The organism is Enterobacter sp. RHBSTW-00901 (assembly GCF_014103115.1).
Taxonomy (GTDB): Bacteria; Pseudomonadota; Gammaproteobacteria; order Enterobacterales; family Enterobacteriaceae; genus Enterobacter; species Enterobacter cloacae_P.
Genome location: NZ_JABXPB010000001.1, coordinates 4,521,632 through 4,538,414, shown reverse-complemented (window position 1 = coordinate 4,538,414; position 16,783 = coordinate 4,521,632). Strand labels below are relative to the sequence as shown.

The following is a 16,783-nucleotide window of genomic DNA, read 5'->3' as shown; positions in this document are numbered from 1 at the left end:
GTTGTGATCGGGGTTCAATAAATCACTAAACAAGGTATACTCCGGAGTTGTTTATTGTACTAAACGCTCCTGTGAGAGGATGCTACTGCGCACCTATGACTCAATTCGCTTCTCCTGTTCTGCATACGTTGCTGGATACCGACGCGTATAAACTGCATATGCAGCAAGCCGTTTTCCACCATTATTATCATGTCCATGTCGCGGCGGAATTCCGCTGTCGGGGCGACGACTTGCTGGGTATCTACGCAGACTCTATTCGTGAACAGGTCGATGCTATGCAGCACCTGACGCTGCAGGACGACGAATATCAGTGGCTTTCCGGCCTGCCTTTCTTTAAAGCTGACTATCTGAACTGGCTGCGCGATTTTCGCTATAAGCCGGAGCAGGTCGTCGTCACCAATGATAACGGTAAGCTGAATATTCGCCTTGAAGGTCCGTGGCGTGAAGTGATCATGTGGGAAGTGCCGCTTCTGGCGGTGATCAGTGAGTTGGCTCACCGCTACCGCTCTCCGGAGATGGGTGCTGAGCAGGCGCTCGCCTCGCTGGAGAATAAACTGGTTGAGTTCTCGCAGTTAACCGAAGGGCTGGATATATCCCGGTTCCGGTTGATGGACTTTGGCACGCGCCGCCGCTTCTCGCGCGACGTTCAGCAGGCTATCGTTGAGCGTCTGCAGCAAGAGCCCTGGTTCGTTGGCACCAGTAACTACGATCTTGCCCGCCGCCTGAACCTGACGCCAATGGGTACCCAGGCGCACGAATGGTTCCAGGCCCACCAGCAAATCAGCCCCGATCTGGCTAACAGCCAGCGTGCTGCATTGGCCGCATGGCTGGAAGAGTACCCGAATCAGCTGGGAATTGCCCTCACCGACTGCATTACGATGGATGCTTTCCTGCGGGACTTTGGCCCTGTGTTTGCTGAGCGTTATCAGGGTCTACGCCATGACTCCGGAGACCCGGTTGAATGGGGTGAAAAAGCGATAGCCCACTACAAGAAACTGGGTATTGATCCGATGAGCAAGGTGCTGGTCTTCTCCGATAATCTCGATTTAGCAAAAGCGGTCGACCTCTATCGTCATTTCGCCTCAAGAGTGAACCTGAGTTTCGGGATTGGTACCCGTTTGACCTGTGACATCCCCCAGGTGAAACCTCTGAACATCGTGATAAAACTGGTGGAATGTAACGGCAAGCCTGTCGCGAAGCTCTCCGACAGCCCGGGTAAAACCATCTGCCACGATAAAGCATTTGTGCGTGCTTTGCGTAAAGCCTTCGACTTACCGCAGATAAAAAAAGCCAGTTAATCCCCTCGGGAGCCTTGCAGGCTCCCCTTCTCTTATTTATTTCCGATTTCTTCTCTTTTGACTGCGAAATCTGCTTGTCTGATGGCAGATGCCAGGTAACATAGATATCCCCCCCATGTAAGGGCGGACAAGTGTTTATTTTTTCCGACTATTAACAGAGAGAATATTATGAGCGTTGTGCCTGTAGCCGACGTACTCCAGGGCCGTGTCGCCGTTGACCAAGAAGTCACCGTGCGCGGATGGGTGCGTACTCGTCGAGATTCTAAAGCTGGCATCTCCTTCCTCGCCGTCTATGACGGTTCCTGCTTTGATCCTGTACAGGCCGTCATTAATAATTCTCTGCCCAATTACAATGATGACGTTCTGCACCTGACAACGGGCTGCTCCGTTATTGTCACCGGGGTTGTTGTTGCCTCTCCTGGTCAGGGTCAGAGTTTCGAAATTCAGGCATCTGCGATTGAAGTGACTGGCTGGGTTGAAGATCCGGACACCTACCCGATGGCGGCAAAACGCCACAGTATCGAGTACCTGCGTGAAGTCGCGCACCTGCGTCCGCGTACCAACCTGATTGGTGCGGTTGCTCGCGTCCGCCATACTCTGGCACAAGCGCTGCACCGCTTCTTCGACGAGCAGGGCTACTTCTGGGTGTCGACCCCACTGATCACCGCCTCCGATACCGAAGGTGCTGGCGAAATGTTCCGCGTTTCTACGCTGGATATGGAAAACCTGCCGCGGACACCGGAAGGGAAAGTGGACTATGACAAAGATTTCTTTGGTAAAGAGTCCTTCCTGACGGTCTCCGGCCAGCTCAACGGCGAAACCTATGCCTGTGCGCTGTCGAAGATCTACACCTTCGGCCCAACGTTCCGTGCGGAAAACTCTAACACCAGCCGTCACCTGGCGGAATTCTGGATGCTGGAGCCAGAAGTGGCATTCGCCAACCTGGACGACGTGGCAGGTCTGGCAGAAGCGATGCTGAAATATGTCTTCAAAGCGGTGCTTGAAGAACGCGCTGATGACATGAAATTCTTCGCTGAGCGCGTAGACAGCGATGCGGTTGCTCGTCTGGAACGTTTCGTCTCTGCCGACTTCGCGCAGGTTGATTACACCGACGCGGTGGCAATCCTTGAAAAATGCGGTGAGAAATTTGATAACCCGGTTTACTGGGGTGTTGACCTGGCTTCCGAGCATGAACGCTATCTCGCAGAGAAGCACTTCAAAGCGCCGGTTGTCGTGAAAAACTACCCGAAAGACATCAAAGCCTTCTATATGCGCCTTAACGAAGACGGTAAAACCGTTGCCGCGATGGACGTACTGGCTCCGGGCATTGGTGAAATCATCGGTGGTTCACAGCGTGAAGAGCGTCTGGATGTGCTGGATGCACGTATGGCGGAAATGGGTCTTAATAAAGAAGACTACTGGTGGTACCGCGATCTGCGCCGCTACGGCACCGTTCCACACTCTGGTTTCGGTCTGGGCTTCGAACGTCTGATTGCCTATGTGACTGGTGTTCAGAACGTCCGTGACGTTATTCCGTTCCCACGTACGCCACGCAGCGCGACCTTCTAATCCCCGCGCAATTTAAAATGGCCAGTTTCTACTGGCCATTATTTTATTCTGCATTGTCAATTTTCGTCAGCTCAAAGTCAGCATCTTTAAACCACAACCCCGTCATAACCACTACCTGTTACGTTTTGTTTCCGTGAAATATCTGTGAACAAAAAATAAACCACACTCTTATTGCAGTTAATCCATCTCTGATTCTTTAGCACAAAATTCAACCAAATTCATAGCCATCCAGAAGGCTGAATAAGATCATAAGAAAAAATGAGCCGTTTAGCCTCTGTTTATAGGAATTGCCTTTAGCCAAATTAAATATAAGAAATTCATATAGATAGCAATAAACACGTCGTTTAATTAGCCAACTAGTTCTGAAATTTGAGATGGTTCACAAAGTTCCCTAAAATACACATTTAGTTACACATAATTTCTTTTTGTTACCTAATCTTGAGGGTTGTAGCATTTTCAGGCTAGCGAAACGGTTCTATGAATGGAAAGATGCCTGTCAGATACATAAAGACACCAAACTCTCATCAATAGTTCCGGAAATATTTATTGACAGAATTTATTGACGGCAGTGGCGAGTGTCATAAAAAAACCAATGAGGGTAATAAATAATGATGAAGCGCAATATCCTGGCAGTGGTTATCCCTGCCCTGCTGGTAGCCGGTGCAGCTAACGCTGCAGAAATCTATAACAAAAACGGCAACAAACTGGACTTCTACGGTAAAGTTAACGCCGAGCACGATTTCGTGACCTCTGGTGACAACACCAACAACAACGACGCAACTTATGCGCAGCTTGGTTTCAAAGGCGAAACTCAGATCAACGACCAGTTGACCGGTTATGGCCAGTGGGAATACCGCTTCATGGCGAACCAGGCTGAAGGTACTGCTCAGTCAAACAAAAACCGTCTGGCCTTCGCAGGTCTGAAAGCGGGTGACGCTGGCAGCATCGACTACGGTCGTAACTACGGTATCGTATACGACGTAGAATCTTACACCGATATGGCTCCGTCCTTCTCCGGTATGACCTGGGGCGGTAACTATGTTGATAACTTCATGACCAGCCGTAGCACCGGCCTGCTGACCTACCGTAACAGCGATTTCTTCGGTCTGGTTGACGGTCTGAGCATGGGTATTCAGTACCAGGGTAAAAACGACCGTACTGACGTTAAAACCGCTAACGGTGACGGCGTAGGTTACTCTCTGGGTTACAACTTCGGCGAAGGCTTCGGTGCAATCGCATCTTACAGCAACGCTAACCGTACTCTGAAACAAAAAGCTGACGGTGAAGGCGACAAAGCTGAAGCATGGGGTCTGGGTCTGAAATATGACGCCAACAACATCTACCTGGCAACCACCTATGCTGAAACCCGCAACACCACCCGTACCGGTACTGACGGTGACGCTGGCTTCGCGAACAAAACTCAGAACTTCGAAATCGTTGCTCAGTACCAGTTCGACTTCGGTCTGCGTCCTGCAATCTCCTACGTTCAGACCAAAGGTAAAGACCTGGCTGGCGTGACCAACTCTAAAGGTACCTTCAAAGGTGGTGATGCAGATCTGGCTAAATTCGTCCAGGTTGGCGCAACTTACTACTTCAACAAAAACTTCAACGTGTGGGCTGACTACTACATCAACCTGCTGGACAAAGACACTGCATATGCTGAAACCGTTGGCGGCCTGAACGGCAACGACGACATGGCAGCTGTTGGTGTGACTTACCAGTTCTAATCAGTACACCACTTTGTTATATGCTTAATGAACAGGGCTTCGGCCCTGTTTTTTTTATGCCTGATAGTAAAAAATGGCGACTTTTGAAAAGCCGCACGCTTTTCGTCGCAAACGGTTGGCATTTTGTAAATCTACCGTTAACCTGATAGCGGATTTCACTTCTGTCATCACAATGGAACTTCGTCATGTTTGAGAACATTACCGCCGCTCCTGCCGACCCTATTCTGGGCCTGGCCGATCTGTTTCGTGCCGACGACCGCCCTGGCAAAATCAACCTGGGTATTGGTGTATATAAAGATGAAACCGGCAAAACTCCGGTACTGACCAGCGTTAAAAAAGCTGAGCAGTATTTGCTGGAAAATGAAACCACCAAAAACTACCTCGGTATTGATGGTATCCCTGAATTTGGTCGTTGCACTCAGGAACTGCTGTTCGGTAAAGGCAGCGCAATTGTGAGCAGCAAACGCGCTCGCACAGCACAAACCCCTGGCGGTACCGGTGCACTGCGCGTTGCGGCGGATTTCCTTGCGAAAAACACCGCGGTTAAGCGTGTGTGGGTAAGCAACCCGAGCTGGCCGAACCACAAGAGCGTCTTTAACTCTGCAGGTCTGGAAGTGCGCGAATATGCCTATTACGATGCGGCAAACCACGCTCTGGACTTCGATGGCCTGCTGGCAAGCCTGAGCGAAGCCCAGGCGGGCGACGTGGTACTGTTCCACGGTTGCTGCCATAACCCAACCGGTATCGATCCGACGCTGGCGCAATGGACTCAACTGGCTAAACTGTCCGTTGAAAAAGGCTGGCTGCCACTGTTCGACTTCGCATACCAGGGCTTTGCTCGTGGTCTGGAAGAAGATGCAGAAGGTCTGCGCGCGTTCGCGGCCGTGCATCAGGAGCTGATTGTTGCGAGCTCTTATTCCAAGAACTTTGGCCTGTACAATGAGCGCGTAGGTGCCTGTACGCTGGTCGCCGCTGACGAGCAGACCGTTGACCGTGCGTTCAGCCAGATGAAGTCTGTGATCCGCGCCAACTACTCTAACCCACCGGCACACGGTGCATCTGTCGTTGCAACGATCCTGAGCAATGACGCGCTGCGCGCTATCTGGGAACAAGAGCTGAACGATATGCGTCAACGCATTCAGCGTATGCGCTTGTTGTTCGTGAACACCCTGGCAGAGAAAGGGGCTGACCGTGACTTCAGCTTCATCATCAAACAGAACGGCATGTTCTCTTTCAGCGGCCTGACAAAAGAACAGGTTCTGCGTCTGCGTGAAGAGTTTGGTGTGTATGCTGTGGCCTCTGGTCGTGTGAACGTTGCAGGCATGACGCCGGACAATATGGCACCACTGTGCGAAGCGATTGTCGCAGTGCTGTAATCTGCACCCACAAAAAAGCCTGCATCATGCAGGCTTTTTTTTATCTCATTCAGATTTACCAGACAGGCATTTCATCCTGAAGGAACGGGTTATGTAATCGTTCATAACCCAGCGTCGACATCGGGCCATGCCCAGAGATAAACGTCACGTCGTCACCCAGCGGCAATAACTTCTGTTTAATCGACTGAATCAACTGCCCGTGATCGCCGCGCGGGAAATCACTGCGTCCTACCCCACCTTTGAAAATCACATCGCCGGAAATCAGCAGACGAGACTGGTCATCAAAGAAGACGATATGGCCTGGCGTGTGTCCAGGACAATGCAACACCTGTAAAGTCACATTCCCTACGTTAATGCGATCTCCTTCGTTCAGCCAACGATCGGGCGTCAACGGCAGACACTCATCAAGACCAAACATGCGGCTTTGGGCGGGTAAACCCTGCAGCCAGAACTCATCTTCTTTTTCCGGGCCAATCACCGGCACACCATAGTGCTGCGCCAGCTCTGCCGCTGCGCCAACGTGGTCGAGATGACCATGCGTCAGCAAAATCTGCATCAGCGTTACACCACTGGCGGCGACTTCCTGCTTGATTTTCTCAGCGTCACCGCCGGGATCGACAAGCGCGGCCAGTTTGGTTTGCTCGCACCAGATTAATGAACAATTCTGGGAGAACGCGGTAACCGGAATAATACGATAGTTCATACTGCTCCTGTGTTTCGTTATTACCAGTGCCGAACTGGACCGGTATCAATATGCACAAAGTTGCTGCTAGGGTAATATCCTACACCACCTGCGCGCATAGATAACGCAGCTTTGCGAATATTGGCTAACGAAACGCCTTCAATATGGAAGTCCATTGCCTGTCCCTTCGTGTGATAGCTTTTTTTCGCTACCCCGCGACTGTGGGCGCGCAGTTCGTTATTGGTATCAATGGAACGATAGCCAGAAACGAGCTGTACCGGCTTGCTGGTACCCAGCAGGCCCTGAAGGCGGAACAACTGATCAAATAATCCTGGGTCGATGGCTTTTATTTTATTCGCGCGGAAATCACGGAAAAAATGGTTTAGTCTTGCTAATTCATCCTGAATATAGCCTCTGCCATCGAAGAACTCCGCTTTTAGCGACTCACCGGTATGAAGATTGTTGAGCGTTAAAATACGCGGACGAGGTGTCGAGAGGGTGGCAAATGCTGGCGTCGGCAAGATGGCCGCTGCGCCAAGCGCAACACCACCTAACGCCAGCAGTTTGCGGCGATTAGCGTCAAATTTGTCCATGATAATCAGGTCTACAGGTCAATGTTTATCGTATATATGCTTAGCGCACGAAGGGCACCTTAACTGGCAAAAGCCACTACGTCAAGGCACCCAACCCCAGCAAATACGCGGCCTCCAGCCATATTGCCGCGTATTCGCCATAACTTACGACACCCCATTTTCCCGAACTACTTCATTTACCTGATTAATTGTTCAGCTTTTGACAAAATTTGTGCGCCCGATCGCGCAGTGAGATCATAATTGTAAATATCTGTACGATACTGGGTACGTCCATCTTCGCCAACAAATGCCGTCAGGTAGTAAAGATTGACGGGAATGTTGTGTCGAATATTGACGTAACGTGTATCTCCTTGTTTCAAGGCATCGGAGATACGCGTATCGTTCCAGCCCGCATCCTGCAACAGCATATTCGCCAGTTCCGACGCTTTATTCACGCGCACGCAACCGGAGCTAAGTGCTCGCGTATCTTTCTGGAACAAATTGTGGTTCGGCGTATCGTGCAGATAAATCGCTTCTGAGCTCGGCATGTTGAATTTATAGCGTCCCAGCGAATTGCGCGCGCCAGGAGCCTGCTGGAAACGGAACGGTAGATTAGATGCCGTAATGGTCGACCAGTCTACCATCGATGGATCAATCGCCTCTTTGCTGTTCCAGCCTCGCATCACCGAGTACCCATGACGTTCCAGATACCCCGGGTCGTTCCAGACCTTAGGCAGAATGTCTTTACGCGCCAGCGTTGGCGGCACGTTCCACGGAGGGTTAACCACCACGTTATTCAGCGCGCTGCTCATCAACGGCGTTTTGCGGTCAGGACGCCCGACAATCACCCGCGAGGCCAGCACTTCGCTACCGTTCTGGTAATAAACCAGAGAGTAAGCGGGAATATTGACCATGATGCCTGTAGATAACGTACCCGGCAGCAAACGCAAACGCTGGATATTCAGCGCCAGCACCCCGGCTCGCTGTGCAGGAGAGACATTCAGCCAGTCACGCGTTGACTGACCGATCACACCGTCATCCCCTAATCCCTGAGCGGCCTGGAACTGCTTAACCGCCGCCACCAGTTCGCGGTCGTAAGCCGCCGGTTTATCGCTAAGCGCTACCGTTTTCGTCTCTTTCACCGCTGCGGAGGGGCTGACAACAACGCCTTGCGGGTCATCGCCAGGCAGCGCAATTTTTGGCCCACCGTTCAGAATGCCTGAACGGCGAAGGATCTCGCGCAGTGCCGGAACATCGCTGCTCCACTGCCCCGGACGAAGCGATCCCGTTCCCCGTAACTGCGGCCACGGCCGGGAATCAGCCACCAGCGCAAGTAACGATTGATGCATCGTTGCATATTGTGGATGTGCCGGGGCAAGGCTGGCGATAAAACGCGGCAGCTCGCCATTGTCCAGCGCCAGTTGCCACTGGTTAATGACCGACAGCGCAGGCGTCGCCAGTTTGTACGGTTTGTCACTGTATAACCAGCGGTTGCCATTCACCGGGATCCCCGCCACAAACTGGAGGTAGCCCATCATGGCATCGGAGAGCACAACATCCCGCGCCAGGCCCGTCACGGCAGGGTCGGTCAGGCGTTCAACCCAGGTGGTAAACTGTGGCTGAAAACCGGCAATCGCCACTTCTGCCAGCTGTTGCTGGAAGGCTCGTACCGCCTCGCGATTTTCCCACATCGGTTTCATATCGCGCGCGGCATAAAGCAGCGTGAGCTGGTTAATATAAGCAGGCGTGTAGCCGGATGGCAGCCCGGACTGGAGCTGCTGACGAAGAGATTCTGTGTCGATACCTTCAGGTAGCGGCTTAATACCGGCCATAATGGCCGTCGCGGGCGACTGATCCAGCGGCTGCGACAACGACGTTGGCTGTGCGCCTATCGTCGCAGAACTGTCAGTCGGTACCATTTCAGGCTCGTCGGCCTGTGCGGTGAACAGTGGAGCAAACGTCACTGCCAGGCACAAACTCAGCGCTGACAACTGACGACCACGAATTTTCTTTAGCAACATCCCTTGCCCCCTGTTTTCTCACGACATGCCCATCACATTGGGGCTTTTCTTCATTATAGGTAGGCCAAAAACGGGTTGCCTTACCTTATGTAAAGAAGTTTAAAGATAACGTAGCCGTAAGCACAAGTTAAGTGTACAAAAAAAAGCGGCGCTTATGCGCCGCTCATTGTAACAAAACGCCTCAGGAAGCGTCCGCCGTTCCCGGCAACGACTCCGGTGGTTGCGGTGCAAAACCACGCAACCCGACAACGTGTACATGTTCACTGTTCTGGAACACTTTACGCACCAGCTTATAGGTAGTGCCTTTTTCCGGGCTGATATTTTCTGGCGCGGCAATAATGAGCTGCATATCCAGACGATCGCACAGCTCAAACAGCGTCGCGATGGAGCGGGCGTCAAGACGCGCGGCTTCGTCAAGGAACAGCAGACGGCATGGGGAGATATCTTTACCACGCAGACGACGCGCTTCATCTTCCCAGCTCTGTACCACCATCACCAGAATCGACATACCTGTGCCGATAGCTTCACCGGTAGACAGCGCACCGGACTCCGCACGCAGCCAACCGTCAGAACCACGGTTAACCTCAACTTCCATTTCCAGATAGTTGCGGTAATCCAGCAGCTCTTCGCCGATGGTTTGCGGCGTACGTTGCCCCATATCAATCTGCGGATTCAGGCGTTGATACAGTTTCGCCAGCGCCTCGGAGAAGGTCAGACGGTTGCTGTTGAACAGATCCTGATGCTGTTCATGCTGCTCAGACAACACATCCAGCAGCGTTGCATGCGCTTCGCGTACGTTCACGTTCAGACGCACGCTGTTTACCTGGCCAAACGACACGCTCTGCAGTCCCTGGTTCAGCTGGCGGATACGGTTCTGCTCGCGCTGAATGGTTTTGCGAATGATGTTCGCCACGCTGCGGGAGCTGATAGCCAGTTTCTGCTCGCGGGAGGTCAGCTCTTCCGTCAGGCGGCCCAGTTCGATTTCCATCTGTTCAATGGCTTCAACCGGATCGTCGGTACGGATGATGTCCTGACGAATACGTTCACGCAGATGCTGATAAACGGCAACGAAGAACTGAATTTTACGCTCAGGACGTTTCGGATCTTCTGACATGCGCAACACGTCACGCAGGTGTTCGTTATCCGCCACCGCCAGACGCAGCGCACCCAATGCCTTATCCGACATGGAGCGCAGTTCATCCGCAGAGAGATACGCCAGCTCGCGACGGTGCAGACGACGTTCAACGTTATTGTCTTTCACCATGCGCATCACGGCGCACCAGCCCGCCTTCGCGGACACGACCTGCTCGCGCATTTCGTGATAATCGCGCTCCAGCTTGCGCAGGCGACGGGTCAGGTTATCCATTTCCGCTTCACAGAAGGTCAGCGCTTTTTCCAGCTGGTTGCGGCGCGCACGGTTATTGCTGAGCTGGCTGTGCAGTTCATCACGACGAATACGCGCTCGCTCTTCTGCACCGCTGTCGGCACGCACGCCGATATCCTGCAGCTCTTTTTGCAGATCGTTTAACAGCTCTTTCTTGGTGTCATAAGAACTTTTCAGTGAGGCCAGAACCTGGTTGTACTGACTCAACTGAGCCGCGTGGCTACGCATCGCTTCACGGGCACGGGTACGTTCCGCCTCTGCCTGCTCAAGGCGCTGGCGCAGCTTTTCATTCAGATCGCTGTTGCCGCTCAGCATTTCCGCCGAATCGGAGTAACCGAAGTGAGCACGACGCTGCACGACTTCCGTCAGGGCAAACGCCTGCTGACGCGCTTCGCGCTGCACCTGCTGAGACCAGGCATAATCTTCTTTTAACTGTTCAAACTGCTCCGGATCGCTCTGAAGAACGGAGACAACCGGCTCCAGTTTCGCCAGTTGATTGCCGTGTTGCTGCACGAAACGTGCCGCTTCCTGGGCTTCGTCCAGGCGTTCCTGGATTTCATCCACGCGATCGGCCAGCGTTTCGTCCGCCAGCAGGTTCAGACGCGGCAGAATGCGGTTAAGAGCGGCTACGCCCTCTTTCGCCTGTTCGAACTGAACACGGCTCTGTTGGTTGTCATTTTCATGGTTGGCAATCGCACGCTCCAGCTCACCCCGGCGGGTGTTGAGCTTGCGAATTTCCGCTTCAGGATCAGCGTCAAAGGCCACGGCCAGATGGCTGCCAATAAAGCGGCTGAAGGCCTGGTGCAGACGCTGGGTTTTCTGCACGTCAAACGACAGCGTCGCAAAACGTTCAGACAGCGTTTCACGCTCGGCATGCAGGCTTTCAATGCGGCTTTCACGCGCAGCGCGGCCAAACAGGGGAAGTTCAGGGAAGCGCGAGTAACGCCACTGACGGTCAGCGATTTTCACCACGACCGCTTTTTCCAGCTCGTCAACGCTAAAGACGCTGTCATCGAATGACTGCGGATCTCCTTCGATCAGATAGAGATCTTCCGGGCAATCTTCCAGCCCGGCAAGCTGCTCAGAAATCAGCGACAGATCAGGAACCACAATCGCATTACGCGACGGGCCATACAGCGCAGAGAAGTACGGCGCATCATCCAGACCCACGTCGTCATAAATTTCGGACAGCAGTACGCCGCCAAAACGTTCCGCCAGGGTATTCAGGCGTGCATCTTCTGCGCCACCCGGCTGGCTTAAGCGTTCAATCTCTTCGTCGACGTCACGTTTACGTGCGCCGACTTCGTCACGCTCAACAATCGCTTCACGCTCTCGCTCCAGCAACTGCTGCAGATATTCGGTCACTTCCTGGCTGGATGCAAACTCAGCACTGCACTGCTCGCTGAGCTGGTTCAGGCTACTTTGTGCGGCAAGCCAGACTGGCGCACGCTGCAACAGCGTTTGCGAGCGGGACTGCAGCTGCTCCATCTCCTGGCGCAACGTCATTCGCTGTTCGCTGGCGCTGGAGACGGTGTCAGAAAGTGCCGCAATGCGCGCTTCCAGCTCCTGATGCAGCGCCTCGAGATCGTCGATGTTGTAATGTTTACCCTGGCGCTTGCAGAATTCCGCCAGCAGACGCTCGGCTTCCTGCTGCTCGCGCAGGCGCTGTTCCAGCTCGTTCAGACGCATACGCAGCGGCTGAACCTGCTCGGCCAGATGGCGCTGGTTAACACCGTCGCGCAGCAGTTCACGGGCAACGTCCCACGCTTCGTTACGCGCCAGCGGGCCGTTAATCGCCACCACCAGTTGGTAAGCTTGCTCAAACTGGCTGTGCGCCGTTTGTGCCACGCTCATTTTCTGATCGAGCGACAACAGTTTCTCGGTGGCTTCCTGTTCTTTCGCCTGGAAGGTATCCAGCCATTCGTCGGCGCTGTCCGGCGTTAAATCCGGCAGATGGCACAGCTCTTTCGCACGCTGTAGCGCCTGCAATGCCTGGGTGTACTGAATCGCACGGGTCTGCTGCACGTCCAGCGCCTGCTGGTAATCGGCAAGCTGGCTTTTCAGCTCATCCACTTCCAGCTCAGCGGCTTCGGCGCGGGCTTCGTTCTCTTCCTGCATATCGGCGGCTTCGGCCACCACTTCATTTTGCTCTTCGAGACGAATTTGCAGCTCATCGAGATCTGCTTCGTAGCGCTCGATTTTTTCCTGCTGGCGCAGTGCGGTTTGCACCAGGTTCAGATGATCGCTGGCGGCCTGGTAATCCGCTTCCAGATCGCCCTCGGCACCGTTGTGCTCACCCAGCTCACGCGCCATTTCGACATGCTTATACTGCTCGGCCACCAGCTGTTTGCGCGAGGTAAACAGTTCACGGCGGTACTCTAAGGCCTTATCGAGATGAACCCGGCGCTCATTGGCGTGACGCATATAGTCCGCCGCCACATAGTTGGTGGCTTCGCTGATCAGGTGTTTAAACAGGTCGCGGTCGGACTGGGTAACGCGGATGGCTTCCAGCGTCATGCGGTTTTCACGCAGCGCGGCTTCCATGTCCTGGAACGCCTTACGCACGCCGCTGTTTTCCGGCAACAGGTAGTCACGCAGGGAACGGGTAATGGCGCTGGAGATACCGCCATACAGGGAGGCTTCAATCAGACGGTAGTATTTACTACGGTCAGAGGCGGTACGCAGACGACGAGCCACAATCCCCAGATCGAACATCAGGGAGTGATAGTCGGTAATCGAGTTAAACTGCTTAAACTGTACGCCTTCAATGGTTTCGAGCTTGTCTTTCAGCTCCTGCAGCGTCAGCACGCGCGCCTGACGTTCGTTCAGGGTTTCAGTCAGCAGTGCCGTTGGCTGCATGGACGTTGGCAGCCCCTGGATCGCGAACGGTTTGATATCCACTTTACGGTCGCGACCTGCAACCTGTTGCAGACGCACGCCCACGACCACGCGCTGATGACGGGAGTTGATCACGTCCAGCACCGAATAACAGACGCCCGCTTTCAGCTTACCGTGCAGACCTTTATCGCGGGAGCCGCTTGTCGCCCCCGCTTCGGTGGTGTTACGGAAGTGCAGCAGCGTCAGATCGGGGATCAGCGCCGTAACAAATGCCGCCATTGTGGTGGATTTACCCGCACCGTTACCGCCGGAGAGCGTCGTCACCAGCTCATCCAGATCGAAGGTTCGGGCAAAGAAGCCGTTCCAGTTAATCAGCGTTAGTGAGCGAAATTTACCGCGTTCAATCATTACTCTTCCTCCCCGCTATCCGGCTGATTGTCTTCATGCTCATCATTGAGCTGCAAATGGTTTTCCACCGGCATCGCTTCCCCGTCGCGGATCATGCGCAGCTGCGCTTCACGCGCGTCGTCGCCCGCACGGACATCGGCACCGAAGCGGAAGACAGATTCCGTAATACGAAATTTGCTGCTGTCGTGACCCATAAACCAGACCATACCCAGACGGCGCAGACGGTTCAGAGAAGAGCGAACTTTTTCCTGTAGCTTCTGACGGTCAAGATCCGAGCCCGTTGAACGGTTGTTCACCAGCTTGAGCAACTTGTTCTCATCAGCCAGTGTTAACAGCTCATCGTAAAGCTCCTGCTGGGTGAAAATACCTTCATTCGCCAGACGCTCCGGGCTGAGATAGAGGTAGCACAAGATTTTGCCAACCATCATCTCCAGTTCGGAGAGCACAGAACGCGGAATAAGCGTCGTGGAGCGTGGGCGCAGGTAGAAAAACCCTTCCGGCGCGCGGATAAGCTCAACGTTATAGCGTGCGTAAAACTCTTCCAGGTACTCCTGGAAGTCCATCAAAAAGGCGTGATTATCCAGCTCGTCAAGGCCAATGTGACGACCGGCACGCAGCTGGCTGTCCAGCGCCGGAAATAACGGATTCGCCAGCGCCTGTGCCAGCTTAAGTGGCATCACTTGTTCAATATTTGTCAATGACATGCGCCTGTACCTTGGCTCCGTAATCGTTAATCGGCTGCCACTTCGGCGGCAGTCCGGTGAAATCTGCTTGTGCGACCCCCAGGCGTACCGCCTGGTCTACAACAATGCGGGCAATGTCGAAGTGGCGCGCACGAGGATATTGCGCCAGATAGTCGCGCACCACGAGCCCAAGATCCAGAGGCACTTGTCTGGTTTTATAGACAGCGAGCTGTTCTTCGATCATGGCCGCAAGTTGCTCGCGAATTTCGTTAAATTCTTCGAATTCCAGATCCGGTGGCAGTTCACCGGTAACCTCTTCATCGCGCAGCGCCATCTCTTCGTCACGCATATCGAGCAGACGATCGGCATTGGCGTAGGTGAGCGCCCACGGTGCATCGAAATAGCTTTGTACCGACTGACGCAGACGCTGAGCAAAGACGCGGTTTTTATCCATATCAATCGCGGTACGGATAAATTTGTGCACGTGGCGGTCATAGCCGATCCACAGGTCGATCGACTGCTGACCCCAGCTAATAATGCGATCGAGTTTGCTCTGCAAATCGAAGACCAGACGGTCGATAAAATGCAGGTCATCGTGCGCCAGAGTCGCATCCTGAATGCGCAGCAGGTTAGCCTGAAGCTTATCTCCCGCCGCCTCCAGCGTATCCTGCAGTTCTCGCAGCGTGCCGGAGGTTTCTGACAGTAACAGTTCACAGCTGGAAATGGCCGCACGCCAGTCTTTATTCAGCAGCTGCGCGATATCGTCTTTCACCTGTTGTTGCTGTTCGTCCATCAGACGCTGGGTCAGATCGATACTGTCGAAGATCTCCGCCACCGAGTATTTCAGCGGCGCATAAACATTGCGGTGCCAGTGGAATTCATCACCGTTTTCATCCGCTGCATCGGCGGCACGCTTAAGTTCGCCCGCAACAATAGAGAGCTGCATGGACAGGCGCAGCGTGGAAAACTCGCGCTGGCGGATGTAGTAATCGGTAATGCCGATACCCAGTGGCGTCAGACGATAGATGGCGTTTCCTTCCGCCTGCTCGCTGGTAAAGCGGTTCAGCAGACGTTGACGCACCATATCGTTGATTGCGTTGTTGGCACGCACGCTAATGGTTTCGCTGGTTTGCTCAAACGCATCACTGACATGGCGGAACGCGTCCACCAGTTCACCCTCGCTCATTTCGCCATCCAGCCGTTCGCCGTTCAGCGTGGCAACCGCCAGCAGGAAAGAGAGTCTGTCTACCGGCAGCGAGATGGAGAAATCGTTTTTCCTGGCCCAGGCAACCAGTTCGGGGACTGTCTGGGAAAATTCACTCATAGGTTATCCTTGCATCTGCGGCTTGTGCGCGGTGACGTGAATATAGCGGCCAAGGCTGACAAAAGGCTCCTGACGGCAATACCGCGTTTCTAATTCTGTTAAGGTGTCAAAACAGTCACGCTGTTTGTGTTTTTCACGCAGATAATCATGAAACACCCTGACGCCCGTCTTCCCGGTTACCTGCCAGCCAATCTCTTCCAGCCAGCCATAGACCTGCTGGGGATCGCGCGGGTAGTCCGGGGAAAGCGTGCGCTTTTTCTTTTTTGGCATCCCGACCTGAACATAATCGAAGTTACCCGCGACCATGTTGTGCATCAGGAAGCCGTTAGCATTGTAGAACATCAGCGACAACGTGCCGCCCGGGCGCAACATCGACCAGAGCGTCTGTAACACGCTTTGTGGATCGGCAACCCATTCCAGCACAGCATGAAACAATATCAGATCAACCTGGGTTTCCAAATGCTGTGCAATGTCCTGAGCGGCGCATTGTATAAAATGCATGTTGTCGCTCACACCTTTCTCTGCCGCCGCACGCGTCGCCCGCGCGACCATCTCGGCAGAAAGATCGCAAAGCGTGACGTGATGACCGCGCTGCGCCATTTTTATGGCCGTCTGCCCTTCACCGCCTCCGGCGTCCAGCACACGCAACGTTTGACCACCGAATGTAGCCAGGATTTTGTCCAGATCCTGCCAGAGGATCGTCTGACGTAGCTGCCCTTTCGTGGTGCCATAAATGTTGCGCGAAAATTTTTCCGCGATGTCATCAAAATTGCGATCCCGCATTGGGAGAGTTCCACTCGCTAACTGCAAAACCGCTATTTTGTCACACCCGAGCGGAGAATGAACCTCTCTGGTGTAATATCACTGACAATCGCCTGCTATATGGTTAAAAAAGGAACCA

General features: G+C 53.7%; 11 protein-coding genes. 4 read left to right on the top strand and 7 right to left on the bottom strand.

Translation table 11 applies throughout. The annotated features are described in order from the left end of the window. Positions 1 to 95: 95 nt before the first annotated feature. The 4 genes from pncB to HV318_RS21805 all read left to right on the top strand — a co-directional run bounded on the left by pncB (position 96) and on the right by HV318_RS21805 (position 5,970). The gene (gene pncB, locus HV318_RS21820) at positions 96 to 1,298 is read left to right on the top strand and encodes a nicotinate phosphoribosyltransferase (RefSeq protein WP_182274403.1); all 1,203 of its coding nucleotides are present in this window, start codon (positions 96 to 98) and stop codon (positions 1,296 to 1,298) included. 168 nt (positions 1,299 to 1,466) lie between these two features. Beyond that, positions 1,467 to 2,867 (top strand): asparagine--tRNA ligase, encoded by a 1,401-nt coding sequence (gene asnS, locus HV318_RS21815; RefSeq protein WP_182274402.1) that lies wholly within the window; start codon positions 1,467 to 1,469, stop codon positions 2,865 to 2,867. 608 nt (positions 2,868 to 3,475) lie between these two features. Beyond that, positions 3,476 to 4,594 (top strand): porin, encoded by a 1,119-nt coding sequence (locus tag HV318_RS21810; protein WP_269475514.1) that lies wholly within the window; start codon positions 3,476 to 3,478, stop codon positions 4,592 to 4,594. A gap of 185 nt (positions 4,595 to 4,779) precedes the next feature. Then, on the top strand, positions 4,780 to 5,970 hold the full coding sequence (locus HV318_RS21805; RefSeq protein ID WP_182274401.1) for an amino acid aminotransferase: 1,191 nt from the start codon (positions 4,780 to 4,782) through the stop codon (positions 5,968 to 5,970). Positions 5,971 to 6,025: 55 nt separating this feature from the next. Here HV318_RS21805 and HV318_RS21800 read toward each other — a convergent pair whose 3' ends face one another. From HV318_RS21800 to cmoM, 7 genes are all read right to left on the bottom strand, one after another. Continuing rightward, on the bottom strand, positions 6,026 to 6,673 hold the full coding sequence (locus HV318_RS21800; RefSeq protein WP_182274400.1) for an MBL fold metallo-hydrolase: 648 nt from the start codon (positions 6,671 to 6,673) through the stop codon (positions 6,026 to 6,028). 20 nt (positions 6,674 to 6,693) lie between these two features. Next, entirely contained in the window at positions 6,694 to 7,245 is a 552-nt protein-coding gene (gene mepK, locus HV318_RS21795) for a peptidoglycan L,D-endopeptidase MepK (RefSeq protein WP_182274399.1), read from the bottom strand. 176 nt (positions 7,246 to 7,421) lie between these two features. Continuing rightward, positions 7,422 to 9,245 (bottom strand): L,D-transpeptidase LdtD, encoded by a 1,824-nt coding sequence (gene ldtD / locus HV318_RS21790; RefSeq protein WP_182274398.1) that lies wholly within the window; start codon positions 9,243 to 9,245, stop codon positions 7,422 to 7,424. Positions 9,246 to 9,426: 181 nt separating this feature from the next. Then, on the bottom strand, positions 9,427 to 13,875 hold the full coding sequence (gene mukB / locus HV318_RS21785; protein WP_182274397.1) for a chromosome partition protein MukB: 4,449 nt from the start codon (positions 13,873 to 13,875) through the stop codon (positions 9,427 to 9,429). Next, positions 13,875 to 14,579: a chromosome partition protein MukE gene (gene mukE / locus HV318_RS21780; RefSeq protein ID WP_182274396.1), complete on the bottom strand. Its 705-nt coding sequence runs from the start codon at positions 14,577 to 14,579 to the stop codon at positions 13,875 to 13,877. The genes mukB and mukE overlap by 1 nt, the downstream gene beginning before the upstream one ends. Beyond that, a complete protein-coding gene (gene mukF / locus HV318_RS21775) occupies positions 14,560 to 15,882 on the bottom strand; it encodes a chromosome partition protein MukF (protein WP_182274395.1) in 1,323 nt (440 codons plus the stop codon). Before mukF ends, mukE begins: the two co-directional genes overlap by 20 nt. A gap of 3 nt (positions 15,883 to 15,885) precedes the next feature. Further along, positions 15,886 to 16,665 (bottom strand): tRNA uridine 5-oxyacetic acid(34) methyltransferase CmoM, encoded by a 780-nt coding sequence (gene cmoM, locus HV318_RS21770; RefSeq protein WP_182274394.1) that lies wholly within the window; start codon positions 16,663 to 16,665, stop codon positions 15,886 to 15,888. Between the last annotated feature and the right edge of the window lie 118 nt (positions 16,666 to 16,783).